Genomic DNA, 17,527 nt, shown 5'->3' with positions numbered 1-17,527 from the left:
AAAACACGTCAGACCAAATCTGAGTCAACACCTGTAAAAAAAGCCGCTCCTGGAACAGGAGCGGCTTTTTCTGCTTTCAGGCGAAGCGTTTATCAACCTGCTACACGATCCAGAATGCGCTGTGCCTCGATGCGGACACGCTCGGGGGCGGTGCCACCGATGTGTTTGCGCGAAGCGACCGAGCCTTCCAGTGTCAGCACGCCAAAAATGTCCGACTCGATACGGCTGTCGAATTTCTGCAGCTGTTCCAGGTTCAGATCAGCCAGATCGCAGCCCAGTTGTTCGCACTCGCGTACGGCCAGGGCCACGGTTTCGTGGGCGTCACGGAACGGCAGGCCTTTCTTGACCAGGTAGTCGGCCAGATCGGTAGCGGTGGCAAAGCCTTGCAGGGCGGCGGCGCGCATCGCTTCTGGCTTGACCTTGATGCCGGAGATCAGGTCGACAAAAATGGTCAGGGTGTCGCGAATGGTATCAGCCGAATCGAACAGACCTTCCTTGTCTTCCTGGTTGTCCTTGTTGTAGGCCAGCGGTTGGCCTTTCATCAAGGTCAGCAAGGCGATCAGGTGACCATTGACGCGACCCGTCTTGCCACGGGCCAGCTCGGGAACGTCGGGGTTTTTCTTTTGCGGCATGATGGAGCTGCCGGTGCAAAAGCGGTCGGCCAGATCGATAAATCCCACGCGTGGGCTCATCCACAGCACCAGCTCCTCGGAGAAGCGGGAGATGTGCGTCATGATCAGGGCAGCAGCGGCGCAGAATTCGATGGCGAAGTCGCGGTCCGACACAGCATCCAGCGAGTTGCGGCACACATCGTCAAAGTTCAGCAGCTTGGCAACCATTTCGCGGTCGATGGGGTAGCTGGTACCGGCCAGGGCGGCAGCGCCCAAAGGCAGACGGTTCACGCGTTTGCGGCAGTCTTGCAGACGCTCGGCATCGCGCTGGAACATTTCGGCGTAAGCCAGCAAATGGTGGCCAAAAGTAACGGGCTGGGCCACTTGCAGGTGGGTAAAGCCGGGCAAAATTGTATCTGCCTGGGCCAGGGCCAGCTCGGCCAGCTTGCGCTGCATCTGGGCCAGCAGGTCCAGGGCAATGTCGATTTCATTGCGCAGCCACAGGCGAATGTCGGTTGCCACCTGGTCATTGCGCGAACGGCCCGTGTGCAGGCGTTTGCCGGCATCGCCAATCAGCTCGACCAGGCGCTTTTCAATGTTCAGGTGCACGTCTTCCAGATCCAGCAACCACTGGAACTGGCCTTGGGCGATTTCGTCCAGAATCTGGCTCATGCCGCGCTCAATGTCGGCTTTGTCCTGCTCGGTGATCACACCGACAGCAGCCAGCATGCTGGCGTGGGCCAGGGAACCCTGAATATCAAAGCGGGCCATGCGCTTGTCAAAGTCCACGGACGCTGTGTAGCGTTTGACAAGATCAGAGACGGGCTCGGAAAAACGAGCCGACCAGGCCATGGCTTTATTGGCAAACTGGTCTTGGGAAGAGGGGGGGGTGTGTGTTGACATAGAGGGCAATTATAGTGGATCGGACGGACGAACGCAGGTCATCCAGTCCCGCAGGAAACAGACGCTGTGCAGTATATTAGAGAGTTTTCAGACTCTAGGAAACCAGGCAGACCTTTTTGGGGCTGGCTGGATAAGGAACACGACATGGAGCAAGAACGCACCTTTGCCGATTTGTTGGGCTGGCAATGGATCGAGGCGTATTTACCGCAGGATCGCTGGGTACAGATCCTGGCCGGCCTGGCCATGCTGACCGTGCTGGTCTGGATTGTCAGCTGGTTGACCACGTCGGTGCTTTCCCGTCTGGTACGGCGTTTGTTGAAAGTGGCAGGCAAGGATGATTGGGCGCGGGCTTTGGTTAAAAAGCGCTTCGTGCGCAATGTGGGGTATGCCGTGCCCTTGTTGGTGGTCAGCTCCAACCTGACGTTGCTGCCATTGACCAAGACCTTGCTGGAGGTGGTCGAGCGCGTGGCTCTGCTGGGCTTTCTGGTCTTTTTCATCATGGCAATTGTCAGTTTGCTGGGGGCCTGGCAAGAGGTCTATGCCAACTCCAGCAAAGGGCGCACCAAATCCATCAAGGGATACGTGGAGGTTGCCAAGATCGCGGTCTGGGCGGTGGGCATCATCGTCATGATCTCCATTATTCTGGACCAATCCCCTGTGCTGCTGCTCTCCGGTCTGGGCGCGCTGTCGGCGGTATTGCTGCTGGTTTTCAAAGACACTTTGCTGTCGCTGGTGGCCAGTACGCAAATGAGCACCAATGACATGCTGCGCATTGGTGACTGGATCGAGATGAAACAGGCCGGTGCGGATGGCTTTGTGATTGATATCGCTTTGCATACCGTCAAGGTGCAGAACTGGGACAAGACGGTCACTACCATTCCGACCTACAAGCTGTTTTCCGAAAGTTATCGCAACTGGCGCCAGATGTTCGAGTCTGGTGGGCGACGGATCAAGCGCACCTTGAGTATTGATGCGTCCAGCGTGCGGTTCTTGACCCCTTCCGAAGTGGACAGCCTGTCGCGTTTTGCCTTGCTGCGCGATTATCTGAACGAGAAAAAAGAAGATCTGGAGCGCTCCAACCAGGAGCTCAGCCGTGCGGGCATGGATGCGGTCAACTATCGCCGCTTGACCAATCTGGGTACGTTTCGCGCCTACTGCATGGCCTATATCAAGCGCCATGCTGAAATCCATCAGGACATGATTCAGATGGTGCGCATGATGGAGCCGACTGCCGAGGGTATTCCTGTCGAGGTGTATTGCTTTACCAATAAAACGGCCTGGGTGGACCATGAGCGTATCCAGGGCGATATTTTTGATCACTTTCTGGCGGTGCTGCCTGAAATCGGTTTGCGTCTGTTCCAGTCGCCTACTGGCCGGGATCTCAGTCTGGGCCTGAGCCTGGCAGCAGAAAGTCACCGCTCCTTGCGGGACAGTGGCAAAGAATCTCTTTCAATTTGACGTGTGAGTAACCATGAAACAAATTACGGCCATTATCAAACCTTTCAAGCTGGATGAAGTACGTGAGGCTCTGGCAGAGCTGGATGTGAACGGCTTGACCGTGACCGAGGTCAAGGGCTTTGGCCGTCAGAAAGGCCACACCGAGCTGTATCGCGGGGCTGAATACGTGGTGGACTTTCTGCCTAAGATTCGTGTGGATATTGTGGTGGCGGCAGATCGCTGTGATGCCATCATCGAAGCCATTATCAAAGCGGCTCATACCGGCAAGATTGGCGATGGCAAAATTTTTGTGACGCCGGTCGAACAGGCTATCCGTATTCGTACCTCGGAAAGCGGCCGCGATGCCCTCTAACAGGCACCCGTGTCCCGGTATCTCGGGCTCTGAGCGCAGCACGATAAGGACGGACTGATGCGATACGCACCCTTGGGTTCCGCTTCGCGCGTCTCGCGCGTGGGACAAGGCAGCTGGTATGTCGAGCAGTCGGATCGGGCGCAAAGTATTGCGGCCTTTCGGGCGGGCCTGGATGCAGGAATGAACCATATCGACACGGCAGAAATGTATGGGGATGGTCAGGCAGAAAGCCTGATCGGGCAGGCCTTGCAAGGTCGTCGCCATGAGGCGTTTCTGGTGTCTAAGGTTTTGCCCTTCAATGCCAGTAGGCAGGGCGTGATCCGCGCTTGCGAGGCCAGCCTAAAGCGTCTGGGCACCGATTATCTGGATCTGTACTTATTGCATTGGCCGGGCCAGATTCCTTTGGAAGAAACCTGCGCAGCCTTTGACAAGCTGGTGCAGCAAGGCAAGATCAAGCAATGGGGCGTCAGCAATTTTGACGTGCCGGAACTGGAAGCGCTGTACGACATCGTGGGCCCGGGCGAGATCGCCTGCAATCAGGTTTTGTATCACCTGAATGAGCGTGCGATTGAACACGCGGTCATGCCCTGGTGTCAGGAGCATCAAGTTAGCGTGGTGGCGTACAGTCCCTTCGGTCATGATGATTTTCCGGAGCCGGATTCTGAAGGCGGGGCCTTGTTGGCCGAGATTGCCACCCAATATCAGGCCACCGCGCGTCAAGTAGCTTTGGCCTTTTTGCTGCGTGACCCCCATGTGTTTGTGATTCCCAAGGCATCACGTGCGGCTCATGCCCAGCAAAATGCGGCTGCTGGGGATCTGATATTGCAGCCCGAGCATATTCAGGCACTGGATGCCCAGTTTCCACGCGGGCCCAAGCCGCCTTATTTGCCGATGATTTGAACGCAAGAAGAACGGCCCCAAAGCCAGGGTTCCATCCAGGGCTTTGGGGCCGTTTTCCATGAGCCGTCGCTTTGCGGTTGTCGCTTTGCTTAACTGGCGAAGTAGGGCTGACGCTTGTTCTTGAAGTACAACCAGGCCAGAGCCAGCATCACCACGGCGGAAATCGGTAAAGTCCAGGTGTTGACGCCATACCAGCCATACACGGCCAGCACACGGCCCGAGGTGAAGGAGGACAAGGCCACACAGGTAAAGATGATGAAATCATTCAGGGCCTGCACCCGGCTACGCTCTTCAGGGCGGTAGCAATCCACCACCATATTGGTAGCGCCGATAAAGCCGAAGTTCCAGCCCAGCCCCAGCAAAATCAAACTGACCCAAAAGTGCGGTACGGTCATGCCCAGTAAAGCCACCATGCTGGCCAGACCCAGCAAAAGCACACCCACAAAGGTGACCGGGATCTTGCCAAAGCGCTTGATCAGATGGCCGGTGAAAAAACTGGGGCCGAACATGGCCAGAATATGCCATTGAATGCCCAGCGTGGATTCTTTAAGGCTGTGGCCATGCATGACCATAGCCAAGGGCGAGGCCGTCATCAGAAAGTTCATCAGCACATAAGAGGCGACCCCGGCGATCAGGGCAATGATGAAGTAGCTATTGGAGGCAATCTCGCGCAAGGGGCGGCCGGTATAGGGCACTTTCTGCCGCTGGTGGCGTGTACCGGGTGCCAGACGCAAGCTGAAGGCGAAAGGCAACACCAGAGCTGCCAAGGCGGCTTGTGCCAGGAAGGCAGCGGCAAAAGGATGGTCAGGCCAGATGTCTTGCGTATGGATAATGGTCTGGGTGGCGATAATGGCGCCGAGCAGCCCACCGGCCATCACCCAGGAGATTGCTTTGGGTCGGAAGATCTCGCTGGCCTCGTCGGCGGCGGCGAAACGATAACTTTGCACGTAGGAGGCATAGAATCCGGCCAGCAGTGTGCCCATGCAGAACATGGCAAAGGACAGGCCATAGATTCCTGCAGCGGCCAGCAGACCCGCTGCGACACCCAGCAAGGCGCCAATCAGGTAGCCGCCCTGGCGTCCCAGGCGGCGCATCAGATAGGCGGCCGGCAAAATACCGACTGCCAAGCCCAGATTGAAAATACCCACCGGCAAGGTTGCCAGATCGGGGCTGCTGGCCATTTTCTGGCCGACCAGACTGCTCAAGGCCACCACCAATGCCGGATTTGCTCCCCCCAGCGCTTGCATTCCAGACAGAATAAAGGCGTTGCGGCGGCTTTGATCGACTTGCGTGGACATGGTTAGGCTCGTTATATAACTCAGTATTATTAACTAATGTCGAAATATGACTAAGCCAGTGTAGCACCGTGATCCCAGAAGGCGGGCATGAAGGACTCGGCCACCAAAAGGGGCTGACCGTGGCGCCAGAAAACCGAGCAGCGTGACAGAATCAGCGGCGCGTGGGGTACCGGCTCCTTATCCTGTTTGCAGGCACGCTCAACACTGCGGAAAAAGCTCATGCCGCGATGTAAACGGCAACTGAGAAAGGCCGAGCGTTGTATCTGGGCATCGTTATAAAGCATGTCGGCCAGCGGGCGGCTGCGCAGCCGTCGTATGCCTTGCCAGACACTGTGGGAGGCAGCCAAGGGCGTGAAACTGCGGGCGACCACGCAGCGGATTCCGTCCACGCTCATGGACACTTCCCGTACCCAGGCCAGCGTGCCCGGCGGCTTTCGGATCAAAGCGGCCTCTTGCGGGTTCAGGCGGCAGGCGTATTCGCGCACGACGTCCAGATGGACCAGGCCCAGCCGACGCAGGCCCGCGGTCAGGGCGCCCGGACGATGAAGCCAGTACTTTTGAGCAGGGCTTGCGCTGGGATGGACCTGCGCATGCCAAGGTTTTTTTATGCTGGAGGGAAATTTCATGTCCTGTATTATCGCCAAAGCCATAAAATAGCGCTCATGGAAAAAGAACGTATCTCAAAATTGATGGCCCAGCGCGGCATGTGTTCACGCCGTGAGGCGGACGCTTTTATCGAGCGCGGCTGGGTCCGTGTGGACGGTCAAATCGTCTCTGAATTGGGGAGCAAAGCCTACCCCAATCAGAAAATCACACTGGAAAAGCAGGCGCGTCAGCGTCAGACTCAACGTGCCACCATCTTGCTGCACAAGCCCGTGGGTTATGTGTCGGGACAGGCCGAGGCCGGTTACCGCAATGCGGTGTCGCTGATCAGTGCCGCCAACCAATACAAGGGCGGCCGTGGCAGTCAACGCTTTGACCCGGCGCATTTGCGCGGTCTGGCGCCTGCAGGCCGTCTGGACATTGACTCCACCGGTTTGCTGATCCTGACACAGGACGGTCGTATTGCGCGCCAGATTATTGGCGAAGACTCGGTCATCGACAAGGAATATCTGGTGCGAGTGACCGGCAAGCTCAGCGAACGGGGGCTGGAGCTGCTGAACTTTGGTTTGAGCCTGGATGGCAAGCCTTTGCTGCCTGCCCAAGTGTCCTGGCAAAACGATGATCAGCTGCGTTTCATCTTGCGCGAAGGCAAGAAACGCCAGATTCGCCGCATGTGTGAACTGGTTGGCCTGAAAGTGGTGGGCCTGAAGCGCGTGCGTATTGGCGAACTGGTGCTGGGTGATCTGCCTATGGGCCAGTGGCGCTACATGAAAGAGTCCGAGCGTCTGGCCTAAAGGCAAACGGGGCGGTTTACAGCCCCGAATGACGAAGTTGAAAGCTGGCCTTGTCATCCTGGGCCAGCGTTTTTGTTAACCAAGGCATGCTTTGTTCCAGAGCGTTGAGCAGCGTCCAGGGAGGATTGCTGATGAACAGGCCACTGCCATGCAAACCCAAACCATTTTTGGCCGGAGTACGAACCGTCAGGCTCACATGCAGCCAAGGTGTCTCCAGTTGCTCCAGCTTGCGTTGCAAGGCCTGTACTTCGGGGCGTTGCACAATCGGATACCACACGACCATGCAGGCCTGGGCAAAACGCTTGAGGGCGTTTCTGACGCTGTTCAAGACTTGCTGATAGTCGGACTTGGCCTCGTACGAAGGGTCCATTACCACGATGGCGCGTCGTGATGGCGGCGGCAGTAGCCGTCCCAGCTGTTCAAAGCCATTTTCCTGATAGAGGCGCACCCGGCGGTTTCCTTGAGGAAACAGTCGCGCCACGTTCGTGCTCAAAACGTCAAATTCAGTCGGGTGCAACTCGAAGCCATGAAAGCTGTCTTGCGCACGCAGATGCATCAGGGCCAGCCAGGGAGAACCGGGATAATAGCGGGCGGTTCCGTCCGGATTCAGGTCGGCAATGGCGTCAATATAGTGCTCCACCAGCTCCGGGTACTCATCTTGCTGCAAGACGCGGTCCAGGCCGTCGTAGAACTCGCCTTTGGTTTGCGCCCAGTCGTGTTCCAGATCATAGATACCAGCACCGCAGTGGGTGTCGATGATGCTGAACGCGCTGTCTTTGTGAGCGTAATAATTGAAAATATGCAGCAAGGTGGCGTGTTTGAGTACATCCGCGTGGTTGCCGGCGTGAAAAGCGTGACGATAGCTGAACAAAAGAAATCCTGGTGTTGCGGTTGAGTTAAAGCGTGTCGGGGCGGATCGTGGTGACCTTATCGGTGAAGATGGCATTGCATCCCCAGTCCAGCAGTTCGCGCACTCGCTCGGCGTCGTTCACGGTCCAGACGGCGACGGTATAGCCTTTGCTACGGACCGCCTGCACCAGGGCCTGGCTGACAAAGCGGTCGTTCAGATTCAGCCCCATACAGCCCAGACGCTCCAGACGCTCCGGCCAATCAGCAGGAACTTCCTCTTCAATCAGTAGGGCTCGGGGCAAGGTAGGTGCGGCTTGCTGCGCCGCCTCCAGAGCGACTTCGGAAAAAGAGGACAGCAGCGGAGGCAGGCTGGCCTGAGCCCATAAAGCCTGGGCAGCCAGGGCGACCTGACGTCCGGTTTCCGCCTCGTGTCCCGTGGTGGGCTTGATTTCGATATTGCTGTGAACCTGATTGGCCAGGGTAAAGGCGGCAATCGAACCTAGAGTGGGTATGGGCTCTCCAGCATAGGCCGAGGAATGCCAGGCGCCAAAGTCCAGGGCGGACAGTTCGGCCAGTGTCAGTCGGGAGGCCAAGCCTTGTCCATTCGACGTGCGCTCCAGCGTGTCGTCGTGCAGCAGCACGGGAACCCCATCACGGCTCAGTTTGACGTCGTACTCCATCATGCGAAAACCGTTCTGTGTACCGACCCGAATGGCGGCCAGGGTATTTTCCGGCGCAATCTTGCCTGCACCACGGTGGGCGATCAAAGCGGGGTAGGGCCAGTGATGATTCATTGAAGGCATGGCGGACTCGCTAGCGGCGTGATAAAAAGCCAATGTACTATTTTAACCGGGGCTGTACACTGTACGGTTAAGGTTTTGGATTTACAATCCGATCCTAGGCCACATCAAGTACTCATAACGCCCTATTTTGAGCGCTGTTGGGTACTTCGTGAAGCCACAGTTTAAGCCAAACACACTTGATCCAAACACGGTATATTTTCAGGCCGAGCCGGGCTCTCTCTCCGGTCTGATGCGCCGCCCGCAGCACCTTGCTGCAAGCGAAAGTAGGTGATGATTAATGTTCGAGATTATCCGTAAGAACCAACGCGTCATGCAGCTGGTGTTGTTAGTGCTGATTCTGCCGTCTTTTGTACTGATTGGCGTCAGCGGCTACTCCAGCTATGTTTCTGGCGATAGCGATATTGTCAAAGTTGGCGATAGCGCTATTACCAGCCAGGAATTTGATCGTGCGCGCCGCATGCAGCTCGATGATATGCAGCGCAACAATCCTTCCGGTTTTGATCTGGCCCAGGCCGACAGCATAGAGAGCCGTCGTGCTTTGCTGGAGTCTTTGATCGATCAGCGAGTACAAATTGAAGTGGCTACTGCTGACCGCTTCAACGTGTCTGACATTGCGCTGCGCGATTACATTGCCTCCATGCCGGAGTTTCAGGAAAATGGCGTCTTTTCGCCGGCTCTGTATAGCCAGGTATTGGCCTCGGCCGGTATCAATACCCGCGATTTCGAACAAAGCCAGCGTGGCCAGTTGGCCCTGCAACGTGTTCTCGGCCCAGTGGCAGCCAGCGCCTCCATGCTGCCCAGCGTGATGAACAAGCTGGAGATCGCGCTGACGGAAGAGCGTGGCGTGCGTGTTCGCAGCTTCCTGACTCGTGACTTTGAATCCAAGGTGCAGATCAGTGATGCCGACTTGCAAGCCTGGTATGACGCGAACAAGCAATCGTTGGAACTGCCCGAGCAAGTCAAGGTGGAATATCTGCTGCTCAATGAAGCGGCGGCCTCCAAGGATTTGCCCACCCCGACCGATGAGCAGCTCAAGCAATACTACGAGCAAAACAAGGCGCGTTATGTGCAGGCCGGTCGGGTCAATATCAGTCATATTCTGGTGACCTTGCCGGCTGGCGCCTCTGACAGCGAACGCGAAGCGGGCCAGACCAAGGCGCGCGAGCTGGCTGAAAAGGCACAGGCCGATAAAGAGAGTTTTGCCGATTTGGCCCGCGCCCATTCCCAGGACGAGGGTAGCGCCCGTGAAGGCGGGGAACTGGGGTGGATCAGCAAAGGTTCCTGGCCCAGCGTGCTGGAGAACGCCGTGTTCGCCTTGAAAAAAGGCGATGTGTCGGGTGTAATCGAAGGGCCTAATGGTTTTCATATCTTCAAGAGCAATGAGGTTCAGCCAGAACAAGGTGAGTCCTTTGAGCAAGCCCGTAGCAAGGTGCAGGATGAAGTGCGCAAACAGCTGGCCTCGGAGCGCTTTGCCGATATGGCCAGCAAGCTGACCAATCTGGTATACGAAAATGAAGACAATCTGGAAGCGGCCGCCAATGCACTGGGGCTGACCCTGAAACAGGCCCAAGGCGTCAGCCGTCAGGGTTTGATTCCGGCTTCCCAGGTTGACGGTGAATTGGCTGCGGCCGACAGTCCCGATGCGGCCGTGCTCGATGACAGTCGCGTGCGGCAGGCCTTGTTCAACGCTGAAGCCATGGCCTCGCGCAAGAATGCGGGTGTCGTGGAAGTCTCGCCAGACACGTTGATCGCGCTGCGCGTTGTGGATGTGAAGCAAGCGCATGTGCCGGCACTGGATAAGGTGCGCGGTATTGCCGAAGAAAACCTGCGTCGTGAAAAAGCTGCTGCATTGGCCGTTCAGGCCGGTGAGGACTACTTGAAAGAGCTGCAGGCGGGGGCAGCGCCTGAGAGTTTCTCGGCCCAGTTTGCCGTGAGCCGTGCCGAGTTCCCGGAGATGGATGAGGCCTTGTTGAACAAGGTGCTGGCCAATCCGGTGGACAAGCTGCCCGCCTATGTGGGTGATCGTCAGCCCCAGGGCTACACGGTGGTGCAGATTTTGAGCCATCAGCCAGGCAAGGCGGGCAATCCTGGCCTGGACATGCTGACTGCACAACTGACACAAGCCATGGCTCGTACCGAGACGCAGGCTGTGTTGCAGGCCATGCGTGTTGAGGAAAAGGTTCAGCTTCTGCCCGAGGCGGAAAAAGAGTTGAGCGCTAGCGGCGATAACGAATAAGGCGACGCGCATCACACGACACAACCCTGGAGCCCGTGGGCTCCAGGGGCATTTTCAAAGAGTATGAGCATGACTCACACGGATATTTCGATGGTACGGCGGCGCCTTATAGGCGCCGCAACTGTTTGGGGCTTGACCGCTCCGTGGTGGGCCCACGCGGCGCCGCCTGCGGGCACATTCATCGAACGTACGCTGCACCACCCAGTGCCGGGCGGAGTGGCCGTGCTGGACTTGGGAACGGCCGCCACGATGCCGGTAGCGAACTTTAACGGCCAGCGTGTCCTGGTGATTCAGGATGCTGACCGGCATTGGAAAGCCATTGTGGGCCTGGACCTGAAAACACGGCCTGGTCAACACAGCCTCGTGGTGCAAGGCCAGCTTGCGGTGGGGTTCCAGGTGGGCAGCAAACGGTATCGTGAGCAGCGTATCACCCTTAAGAACAAGTCCCATGTGAATCCGGACCCGCAACAGCAGGCCCGTTTCGAGCGTGAGTACAAAGAGCAGATGCAGGCTTATGCCAGTTTCCGCGAAGAGGGACCCAGCAATGTGGTTTTTGAAAAACCAGTGCCGGGGCGTCTGACCAGTCCTTTCGGTCTACGCCGTTTCTTCAACGGTGAAGAGCGCAACCCCCATTCCGGCCTGGACTTCGCAGCGCCGACCGGCACGGCGGTCAAGGTGCCGGCAGACGGAATCGTGACCATCGTGGCGGATTACTTCTTCAACGGCAAAACTGTATTTGTGGATCATGGTCAGGGCCTGATCACCATGTTCTGCCACTTGTCGACCTTTGATGTACGAGTGGGCGACCGCGTCAGCAGGGGTGATGTGGTGGCACGTTCGGGTGCGACGGGCCGTGCAACGGGCCCTCACTTGCACTGGAATGTCAGTCTGAACAATGCTCGGGTAGATCCAGCGATCTTTATTGGTGCTTTTCAGGCCTAGACAGGCGCAACAAGGTTTTTCATGATGATCGGTTCGGCGTATCGACGTGGTTTGCGCGACAGCGCCTCCATTGCTCTGGGCTATGTGCCCGTCGCCATTTCGTTTGGTTTGGCTGCCGTGCATGCGGGTCTGTCGCCGTGGTTGGCGGTGTTGGTGTCTCTGGTCGTGTACGCCGGCGCCAGCCAGTTTATATTGATCAGCCTGCTGCTTGCTGGTGCCGCCTATCCCAGTATTTTGGGGATTGTGCTGGTAATGAACCTGCGTCATGTGTTTTATGGCCCCAGCCTGATGGGTTTTTTTACCGGTCCCAGGACGGTCTCCAGCCTGTTTTTGGCTCCTGGCCTGACCGATGAGGTGTTTGCGGCCTCTGCGGCCGGCATAGCGCGTCAACCACCCCTGGAACAGGAGTCCTGGTATTGCGGTTTGCAACTGGGATCGTATCTGTCCTGGGTGCTGGGTACGGCGGTAGGCGCGTATTTTGCCAGCGACTTGTTGGGGCAGTCACCGGTTTTGGAAAAAACCTTGGGCTTTGTTCTGCCAGCGCTGTTTTTTGCCTTGCTGCTGGAAATCCGCCGCTCGGCACCCATGGCCGTGCTGCTGGCTGCGGCGTTGGGAGCCTTGCTTGCCATGACTTTGCTGCCCTCGTACTTGGCCATTATTGTGGGCATGCTGGCCGGGGGTTTGATGGCTTTGCGCCGCGCGTAGGGGGTGGAGATGGACTGGAGTTTCCTGCTCATGGTTGTGCTGGCTGGACTGGGCACATTTTTGATTCGCTATCTACCTTTGCGCCTTGGAGGACGTCAGCACAAAGCTGATCCCAGTCGTATTTCGATCTGGCCCCGTTTGTTCGGTGCGATTGGTCCTGCGGGCGTGGTGTCCTTATTGGTCGTGTCCTTGATATCCTTGCTGCGTCCCGATCAGTTGGCCCTGGATTTGCCCCCTTTGCTGGCCGGCCTGGCCGGCGTCCTGCTGGGCCGTCGCTGGCCAGGGGGGATTGCGGGATCAACATTGCTGGGCGTGGTGGCCTATGGCTTGTGTACGGCCTATGTCGGGGTCTGAATGCTGTGGCCCGCGCTTGTCTTTTTCACGGTAGGCCGATATCTACGCGCTGACTGAGGCGGCAAGCCAACAAAAAGCCTACTGTTGTCAGTAGGCTTTTTTGTTTTAAGGGCAGACCTTGCTTGGGCGGATGGGCTTAGCCTTTGACACGCACAATCTTTTGAACCTGAGGAACGTGTCGAATCGCCCGGATAACGCGGGCCAGATGAGTACGACTGTCCACCTGAACGGTCAGATGCAGTACGGAAGTGGCTGCCGACTCGTCGGGCATGGAGATGTGCAAGATGTTGGAGTCGGCATCGGTAATTTCAGCCGCCAGACGCCCCAGAACGCCCCGTTCATTAATGGTGGTGACATCCAGTCGGGTGGACAGATGGCGGGCGGTATTACTGTCCCACATCACCGGCACCCAACGCTCCGGCTCCTTGGCCTGGGCGCGCTGTGCCACCGCGCATTCCGCCATGTGCACTACCAGGCCATGGCCCAGGCGAATCCCCCCAATAATGGCGTCACCAGGCAAAGGCCCACAGCAGGGGGCCAGTTGCACGGCTTGACCTTCGTTGCCATGAATCAGAATAGGGGCCGAGGTGTTGGCACTGATTTCGTCAAATTCAGCAGCTGTTGTTTCCAGCAAAGGGTTTTCCGGGGCAAAGCGCCGGGCTACCACGGCGGCCAGACGTTTGCCCAAACCGATATCGGCCAGAATTTCTTCACGGGATGCGGCACCCGATCCCTTGGCCAGTTTGTCCCAGTTGGGATCGTCGTCTGTGGCGTGAGGCAAACCTAGCTGGTCGAAGGCCTGATCGAGCAGGCGACGGCCAAAGGCGACGGATTCCTCGTATTTGACGGTGCGCAGGTAGTGGCGAATCTCCGAACGGGCGCGGCCCGAACGGACGTAGTTCAACCATTGGGCACTGGGTCGGGCAGCCGGGGAGGTAATGATCTCCACCGAGTCACCGCTTTTCAGCTCAGTGCGCAAGGGGGCGAACTCGCCATTGATCTTGCACGCCACGGCGTGATTGCCAATATCCGTATGGATGCTGTAGGCAAAGTCGACTGGCGTCGCGCCGCGTGGCAGAGAAATAATCTTGCCTTTAGGCGTGTGAACGTAAACGGCATCGGGAAACAGGTCAACCTTGACGTGTTCCAGAAACTCCGTGGAGTCACCCGTCTGGCTTTGAATATCCAGCAAGGACTGCAGCCAGCGGTGTGTGCGCTTTTGCAGATCGTTCAGGGTGACGTCATCTTCTTTGTACAGCCAGTGAGAGGCGACACCTTCCTCGGCCACATGGTCCATTTCACGCGTGCGGAACTGGAACTCGACGGGGGTGCCGTAGGGGCCAATCAAGGTTGTGTGCAGGGACTGATAGCCATTTACTTTAGGGATGGCAATGTAGTCCTTGAATTTCCCTGGCACGGGGCGATAGAGCTGGTGCAGGGTGCCCAAAGACAGGTAGCACTCGGGCAAGGTATGCACAATGACGCGAAAGCCGTAAATGTCCAGCACATCCGAAAAGGATTTCTTCTGCTCGACCATCTTGCAGAAAATGCTGTAGAGCGACTTTTCGCGGCCGGAAATTTCGGCATCAATCCCGGCAGCCGGCAAGGCAATCTTGACGGCTTCGGTGATCTTGCTCAAGACTTCTCGGCGGTTGCCACGCGCAGCCAGCAAGGCTTTGTGCAGCACTTTATAGCGGTTGGGATAGATGGCCTTGAAGCAGCGGTCTTGCAGCTCGCGAAACAGGGCATTCAAGCCCAGACGATGTGCAATCGGAGCATAAATGTCCAGGGTTTCCTGGGCCACACGGCGGCGCTTTTCGGGCTTGACCGCGTCCAGCGTACGCATATTGTGCAAGCGGTCAGCCAGCTTGATCAGGATGACGCGTACATCGCGCGACATGGCCAGCAGCATCTTGCGAAAGCTGTCAGCTTGCTGTTGCGTTTTGGTGGCAAACTCCAGCCGTTCCAGTTTGGACAGGCCATCCACGATCTCGGCTACATCTGTACCAAACTTCTCGGCCAGTTCCTGCTTGGTGACATCCTGATCTTCGATCACGTCGTGCAGCAGGGCTGACATCAGGGCATCGGTATCCAGCTTCCAGCCGGCACAGATTTCCGTAACCGCAATCGGGTGCGAGATATAGGGTTCACCACTGGCGCGAAACTGCCCCAGATGCGCCTGGTCGGAGAAGCGGTAGGCTTCGCGTACCCGTTCCACATCTTTGGGGTCCAGGTACTGCGAGATGATCTTGGTAAGGGGAGCCAGCGAGGCAATCGGCGGGTTGGCGCTGTCTGGCACGGCCGATGCCTGGGCCGCGGGCGTCTTCTCTTTAGGCTTGCGCCGCCCTAGCCGTGAACCTTTTTTAAGGACGGCCAACAGCCCAGACGATGCGCCCCGTAAACCAGAAAATGCCATACTGTGCTCCGCCCGTGTCGATCAGGTAGGAACTTTACGCAGCATTTCCAGACCGGTCGCGCCCGAGGCAATTTCTCGCAAGGCGGTAACCGTAGGCTTGTTCTTGCTCTCCAGGCGTGGTTCGTGGCCTTGGGCCAGTTCACGCGCACGGTAAGCTGCGGCCAAAGTGAGCTTGAAACGATTAGGGACCTGCTCCAGGCAGTCCTCGATAGTGATGCGAGCCATAGTAGACCTGTTATCAAAAAGAAATAAGAAGGAGATCAGCCCTGGTTCAGCAGGGCATTTGCGCCTAATTGTTGAAAGAGTTGGCGATGCCGTACTGACTGAGTGGCAGTGCGCAAACGACTGGCCTGCACAATACTCAATAGCTGCTGTAATGCCGTATCAAAATCCTCATTGATAATAGCATATTGACAGTCGTGAACATGGGCGATTTCGTGCTCGGCCGCCTCCAGGCGACGGGCGATCGTCTCTTCGCTGTCCTGGCCGCGTTTGCGTAAACGCGCCTGCAAGGTGGGTAAGGAGGGCGGCAGGATGAAAATGCCTACGGCCTCAGGAAAATGGGCTCGGGCCAGACGAGCGCCTTGCCAATCGATTTCCAGCAACACATCACGGCCTTCTTGCAAGGCTTTCTGAATGGGTTCGCGCGGGGTGCCATAGTAGTTGTCATGGACTTTAGCCCATTCCAGCATGGCGTTGTCAGCACACATCTGCTCAAAACGTGGTTTATCCACGAAGAAATAGTGCTCGCCGTGACTCTCTCCGGGACGCGGCGCGCGCGTGGTGGCCGAGATGGACAGCATGATGTTGGAATCGTTGGTCAACAGGGCGTTGACCAGACTGGATTTGCCGGCCCCGCTAGGGGCGACAACCATAAAAACGGTGCCAGGATAGCTCGTGGACATGGAGAGCGGACTCAAATAGTGGTGTTTTTATAAAAAAATTAATGGCTGTCTGGGTCGGTCTGCCCAAACTCATTCAGGACAGCCTGCACACTGGCCGTGTCGGCGCACAGAAAGACGACCGTATCGTTGGGGTTCATGGAAAACAGCACGGCTTCCACTTCCTGCGGGGCGTCCGTTGCCTGAGCAATGGCCATGACATGCACATCGCCTCCGGCCTCGAATTGTTCGGGAGGCACAATGGTGGCAACCGCATCCAGATCAGGTTCGCTGACGGCCAGATAGGCCCAGACCTTGTGTTCCTCTTCCAAGGTGATCTCAAGCACATAGGCCGAGTCGGTCTGCTCGATGATTTGGCTTTGAATTTGCATAATGAAGTGAGTGTGTCAGCTAAAAGACAGGATGGCGGTAACGGGGGCGTGATCCGAAGGTTGCTCATTGGCGCGTGGCTCACGGTCAATCTCGCAGGCCAGACAGCGCGCCTTCAGTTCATCAGACAGCAGGGCATGGTCAATACGCAGCCCGGCATCACGGCGAAACGCAAAACGGCGATAGTCCCACCAGGTGAACGGGCTACCCTCTTGCTCAAACAGACGGTAGGCATCATGTAGTCCCAGGGCCAGCAAGCGCTCGAACGCCGCGCGCTCGGGCGGGGAGACCAGCACATCCACCCCCCATTTCACGGGATCGTAGACATCCTGGTCGGCCGGGGCAATATTATAGTCGCCCAAAATAGCCAGTCGGGGGTACTGCTGCAATTCTTTTTCCAGCCAGTCGTGCAAGGCGGCGAACCATTCCAGCTTGTAGCTGTATTTGTCGCTGTCCAGCGATTGCCCGTTCGGGCAATAGGCGCTGACGACACGGACCGGGCCATCCGGCGAGGGGTAGGTGGCAGCCAGCAGCCGTTGCTGGGGGTCCTCGTAATTGGGCAGATTGCGTTGTACGTCCGTGCCTGGCTCGCGGGAAATCAAGGCCACGCCGTTATACGTCTTCTGACCAGCCCAATGCGCGTGATAGCCCATTTCCTGAAAGGCCTCCAAAGGAAAACGTTCGTCCGGCAGTTTCAATTCCTGAAGACAAAGTACATCAACGGGGTTGGCTGCCAGCCAGTCCAGCACTTGGGGAAGACGAACGTTCAGAGAATTGACGTTCCAGGTGGTTAATTTCATGGTGTTCGACAATCGACTTGAATCGGTGAAAACCGTTTGCAGACGGTCTTATGGTTATGGGTGAGGCAGAGGCGGCCAGCAAGGCGGACAAAGCCGCTCGATGACCTGGAGCATGCGCGAATGCCGCCATCATATCAGCGCAGGCCAAAGGCTGGTTTTAAAGCCAGCAGGCTTGCGGGGGTGAATCAAATACGGATGGCGGATGTTTGTACTAGGTCGTAGTAAAAAGCAG

At 57.3% G+C, this 17,527-nt stretch carries 18 protein-coding genes; 8 read left to right on the top strand and 10 right to left on the bottom strand.

The window, feature by feature from the left end; translation table 11 throughout:
• Positions 1 to 92: 92 nt before the first annotated feature.
• Complete coding sequence (gene argH, locus ACOZ42_RS09300) at positions 93 to 1,514, bottom strand: argininosuccinate lyase (protein WP_059317576.1); 1,422 nt, start codon at positions 1,512 to 1,514, stop codon at positions 93 to 95.
• A 144-nt stretch (positions 1,515 to 1,658) separates the two neighbouring features.
• Between argH and ACOZ42_RS09295 the strand changes: the two genes are divergently transcribed.
• Genes ACOZ42_RS09295 through ACOZ42_RS09285 form a run of 3 tightly spaced genes read left to right on the top strand, consistent with a single transcriptional unit; the run spans position 1,659 to position 4,224 of the window.
• Complete coding sequence (locus tag ACOZ42_RS09295) at positions 1,659 to 2,972, top strand: mechanosensitive ion channel family protein (RefSeq protein WP_003799649.1); 1,314 nt, start codon at positions 1,659 to 1,661, stop codon at positions 2,970 to 2,972.
• 13 nt (positions 2,973 to 2,985) lie between these two features.
• On the top strand, positions 2,986 to 3,324 hold the full coding sequence (locus ACOZ42_RS09290; protein WP_003799650.1) for a P-II family nitrogen regulator: 339 nt from the start codon (positions 2,986 to 2,988) through the stop codon (positions 3,322 to 3,324).
• Positions 3,325 to 3,381: 57 nt separating this feature from the next.
• The gene (locus ACOZ42_RS09285; protein ID WP_003799651.1) at positions 3,382 to 4,224 is read left to right on the top strand and encodes an aldo/keto reductase; all 843 of its coding nucleotides are present in this window, start codon (positions 3,382 to 3,384) and stop codon (positions 4,222 to 4,224) included.
• 89 nt (positions 4,225 to 4,313) lie between these two features.
• Here the strand turns inward: ACOZ42_RS09285 and ACOZ42_RS09280 are convergent, their stop codons facing one another.
• Together ACOZ42_RS09280 and ACOZ42_RS09275 are read right to left on the bottom strand one after the other, a co-directional pair.
• Positions 4,314 to 5,522 (bottom strand): MFS transporter, encoded by a 1,209-nt coding sequence (locus tag ACOZ42_RS09280; RefSeq protein ID WP_336579456.1) that lies wholly within the window; start codon positions 5,520 to 5,522, stop codon positions 4,314 to 4,316.
• Positions 5,523 to 5,572: 50 nt separating this feature from the next.
• Positions 5,573 to 6,148, bottom strand: a complete 576-nt coding sequence (locus ACOZ42_RS09275) for a chorismate--pyruvate lyase family protein (protein ID WP_003799653.1) — start codon at positions 6,146 to 6,148, stop codon at positions 5,573 to 5,575.
• Between the two features lie 36 nt (positions 6,149 to 6,184).
• Here ACOZ42_RS09275 and ACOZ42_RS09270 point away from each other — a divergent pair, with 36 nt between their 5' ends.
• Positions 6,185 to 6,919, top strand: a complete 735-nt coding sequence (locus ACOZ42_RS09270; protein ID WP_003799654.1) for a pseudouridine synthase — start codon at positions 6,185 to 6,187, stop codon at positions 6,917 to 6,919.
• A 16-nt stretch (positions 6,920 to 6,935) separates the two neighbouring features.
• Here the strand turns inward: ACOZ42_RS09270 and ACOZ42_RS09265 are convergent, their stop codons facing one another.
• Positions 6,936 to 7,790, bottom strand: a complete 855-nt coding sequence (locus ACOZ42_RS09265; protein ID WP_426345065.1) for a 23S rRNA (adenine(2030)-N(6))-methyltransferase RlmJ — start codon at positions 7,788 to 7,790, stop codon at positions 6,936 to 6,938.
• Positions 7,791 to 7,815: 25 nt separating this feature from the next.
• Positions 7,816 to 8,562, bottom strand: coding sequence for a glycerophosphodiester phosphodiesterase (gene ugpQ, locus ACOZ42_RS09260; protein WP_240208839.1), 747 nt, complete (start codon positions 8,560 to 8,562; stop codon positions 7,816 to 7,818).
• 286 nt (positions 8,563 to 8,848) lie between these two features.
• On the opposite strand from ugpQ, the gene ACOZ42_RS09255 reads away from it, so the two are divergent.
• The 4 genes from ACOZ42_RS09255 (at position 8,849) to ACOZ42_RS09240 (ending at position 12,808) form a co-directional block, all read left to right on the top strand.
• Positions 8,849 to 10,807 (top strand): SurA N-terminal domain-containing protein, encoded by a 1,959-nt coding sequence (locus ACOZ42_RS09255; RefSeq protein ID WP_426345064.1) that lies wholly within the window; start codon positions 8,849 to 8,851, stop codon positions 10,805 to 10,807.
• A gap of 69 nt (positions 10,808 to 10,876) precedes the next feature.
• Entirely contained in the window at positions 10,877 to 11,749 is an 873-nt protein-coding gene (locus tag ACOZ42_RS09250) for a peptidoglycan DD-metalloendopeptidase family protein (RefSeq protein WP_426345063.1), read from the top strand.
• 21 nt (positions 11,750 to 11,770) lie between these two features.
• Complete coding sequence (locus ACOZ42_RS09245; RefSeq protein ID WP_165477512.1) at positions 11,771 to 12,454, top strand: AzlC family ABC transporter permease; 684 nt, start codon at positions 11,771 to 11,773, stop codon at positions 12,452 to 12,454.
• Between the two features lie 9 nt (positions 12,455 to 12,463).
• Positions 12,464 to 12,808, top strand: coding sequence for an AzlD domain-containing protein (locus ACOZ42_RS09240; RefSeq protein WP_100214767.1), 345 nt, complete (start codon positions 12,464 to 12,466; stop codon positions 12,806 to 12,808).
• Positions 12,809 to 12,944: 136 nt separating this feature from the next.
• Here ACOZ42_RS09240 and ACOZ42_RS09235 read toward each other — a convergent pair whose 3' ends face one another.
• From ACOZ42_RS09235 to xth, 5 genes are read right to left on the bottom strand one after another with little or no spacing between them, the layout of a single operon-like run.
• Positions 12,945 to 15,224, bottom strand: coding sequence for a RelA/SpoT family protein (locus tag ACOZ42_RS09235; RefSeq protein ID WP_219234867.1), 2,280 nt, complete (start codon positions 15,222 to 15,224; stop codon positions 12,945 to 12,947).
• Between the two features lie 21 nt (positions 15,225 to 15,245).
• Complete coding sequence (gene rpoZ / locus ACOZ42_RS09230) at positions 15,246 to 15,449, bottom strand: DNA-directed RNA polymerase subunit omega (protein WP_003799665.1); 204 nt, start codon at positions 15,447 to 15,449, stop codon at positions 15,246 to 15,248.
• A 35-nt stretch (positions 15,450 to 15,484) separates the two neighbouring features.
• Positions 15,485 to 16,129, bottom strand: coding sequence for a guanylate kinase (gmk, locus tag ACOZ42_RS09225; protein WP_003799667.1), 645 nt, complete (start codon positions 16,127 to 16,129; stop codon positions 15,485 to 15,487).
• A 38-nt stretch (positions 16,130 to 16,167) separates the two neighbouring features.
• A complete protein-coding gene (locus tag ACOZ42_RS09220) occupies positions 16,168 to 16,497 on the bottom strand; it encodes a hypothetical protein (protein WP_003799670.1) in 330 nt (109 codons plus the stop codon).
• 15 nt (positions 16,498 to 16,512) lie between these two features.
• Positions 16,513 to 17,295 carry an exodeoxyribonuclease III gene (xth, locus tag ACOZ42_RS09215; RefSeq protein ID WP_003799672.1) on the bottom strand — a complete coding sequence of 261 codons (783 nt, stop codon included), beginning with the start codon at positions 17,293 to 17,295 and terminating at the stop codon, positions 16,513 to 16,515.
• Positions 17,296 to 17,527 lie beyond the last annotated feature (232 nt).

This window comes from Alcaligenes sp. HNGD-HTN06 (genome assembly GCF_049932565.1).
Lineage (GTDB): Bacteria > Pseudomonadota > Gammaproteobacteria > Burkholderiales > Burkholderiaceae_B > Alcaligenes > Alcaligenes ammonioxydans.
This window is presented reverse-complemented; position numbering and strand designations above follow the sequence as displayed.

Coding starts and splice junctions, on each gene's coding strand:
- ACOZ42_RS09295 (WP_003799649.1), top strand. CDS start 1,659: ATGGAGCAAGAACGCACCTTTGCCGATTTGTTGGGCTGGCAATGGATC.
- ACOZ42_RS09255 (WP_426345064.1), top strand. CDS start 8,849: ATGTTCGAGATTATCCGTAAGAACCAACGCGTCATGCAGCTGGTGTTG.
- ACOZ42_RS09245 (WP_165477512.1), top strand. CDS start 11,771: ATGATGATCGGTTCGGCGTATCGACGTGGTTTGCGCGACAGCGCCTCC.
- ACOZ42_RS09220 (WP_003799670.1), bottom strand. CDS start 16,497: ATGCAAATTCAAAGCCAAATCATCGAGCAGACCGACTCGGCCTATGTG.
- ACOZ42_RS09270 (WP_003799654.1), top strand. CDS start 6,185: ATGGAAAAAGAACGTATCTCAAAATTGATGGCCCAGCGCGGCATGTGT.
- rpoZ (WP_003799665.1), bottom strand. CDS start 15,449: ATGGCTCGCATCACTATCGAGGACTGCCTGGAGCAGGTCCCTAATCGT.
- ACOZ42_RS09235 (WP_219234867.1), bottom strand. CDS start 15,224: ATGGCATTTTCTGGTTTACGGGGCGCATCGTCTGGGCTGTTGGCCGTC.
- ACOZ42_RS09275 (WP_003799653.1), bottom strand. CDS start 6,148: ATGAAATTTCCCTCCAGCATAAAAAAACCTTGGCATGCGCAGGTCCAT.
- ugpQ (WP_240208839.1), bottom strand. CDS start 8,562: ATGAATCATCACTGGCCCTACCCCGCTTTGATCGCCCACCGTGGTGCA.
- xth (WP_003799672.1), bottom strand. CDS start 17,295: ATGAAATTAACCACCTGGAACGTCAATTCTCTGAACGTTCGTCTTCCC.
- argH (WP_059317576.1), bottom strand. CDS start 1,514: ATGTCAACACACACCCCCCCCTCTTCCCAAGACCAGTTTGCCAATAAA.
- ACOZ42_RS09250 (WP_426345063.1), top strand. CDS start 10,877: ATGACTCACACGGATATTTCGATGGTACGGCGGCGCCTTATAGGCGCC.
- ACOZ42_RS09285 (WP_003799651.1), top strand. CDS start 3,382: ATGCGATACGCACCCTTGGGTTCCGCTTCGCGCGTCTCGCGCGTGGGA.
- ACOZ42_RS09280 (WP_336579456.1), bottom strand. CDS start 5,522: ATGTCCACGCAAGTCGATCAAAGCCGCCGCAACGCCTTTATTCTGTCT.
- ACOZ42_RS09290 (WP_003799650.1), top strand. CDS start 2,986: ATGAAACAAATTACGGCCATTATCAAACCTTTCAAGCTGGATGAAGTA.
- gmk (WP_003799667.1), bottom strand. CDS start 16,129: ATGTCCACGAGCTATCCTGGCACCGTTTTTATGGTTGTCGCCCCTAGC.
- ACOZ42_RS09240 (WP_100214767.1), top strand. CDS start 12,464: ATGGACTGGAGTTTCCTGCTCATGGTTGTGCTGGCTGGACTGGGCACA.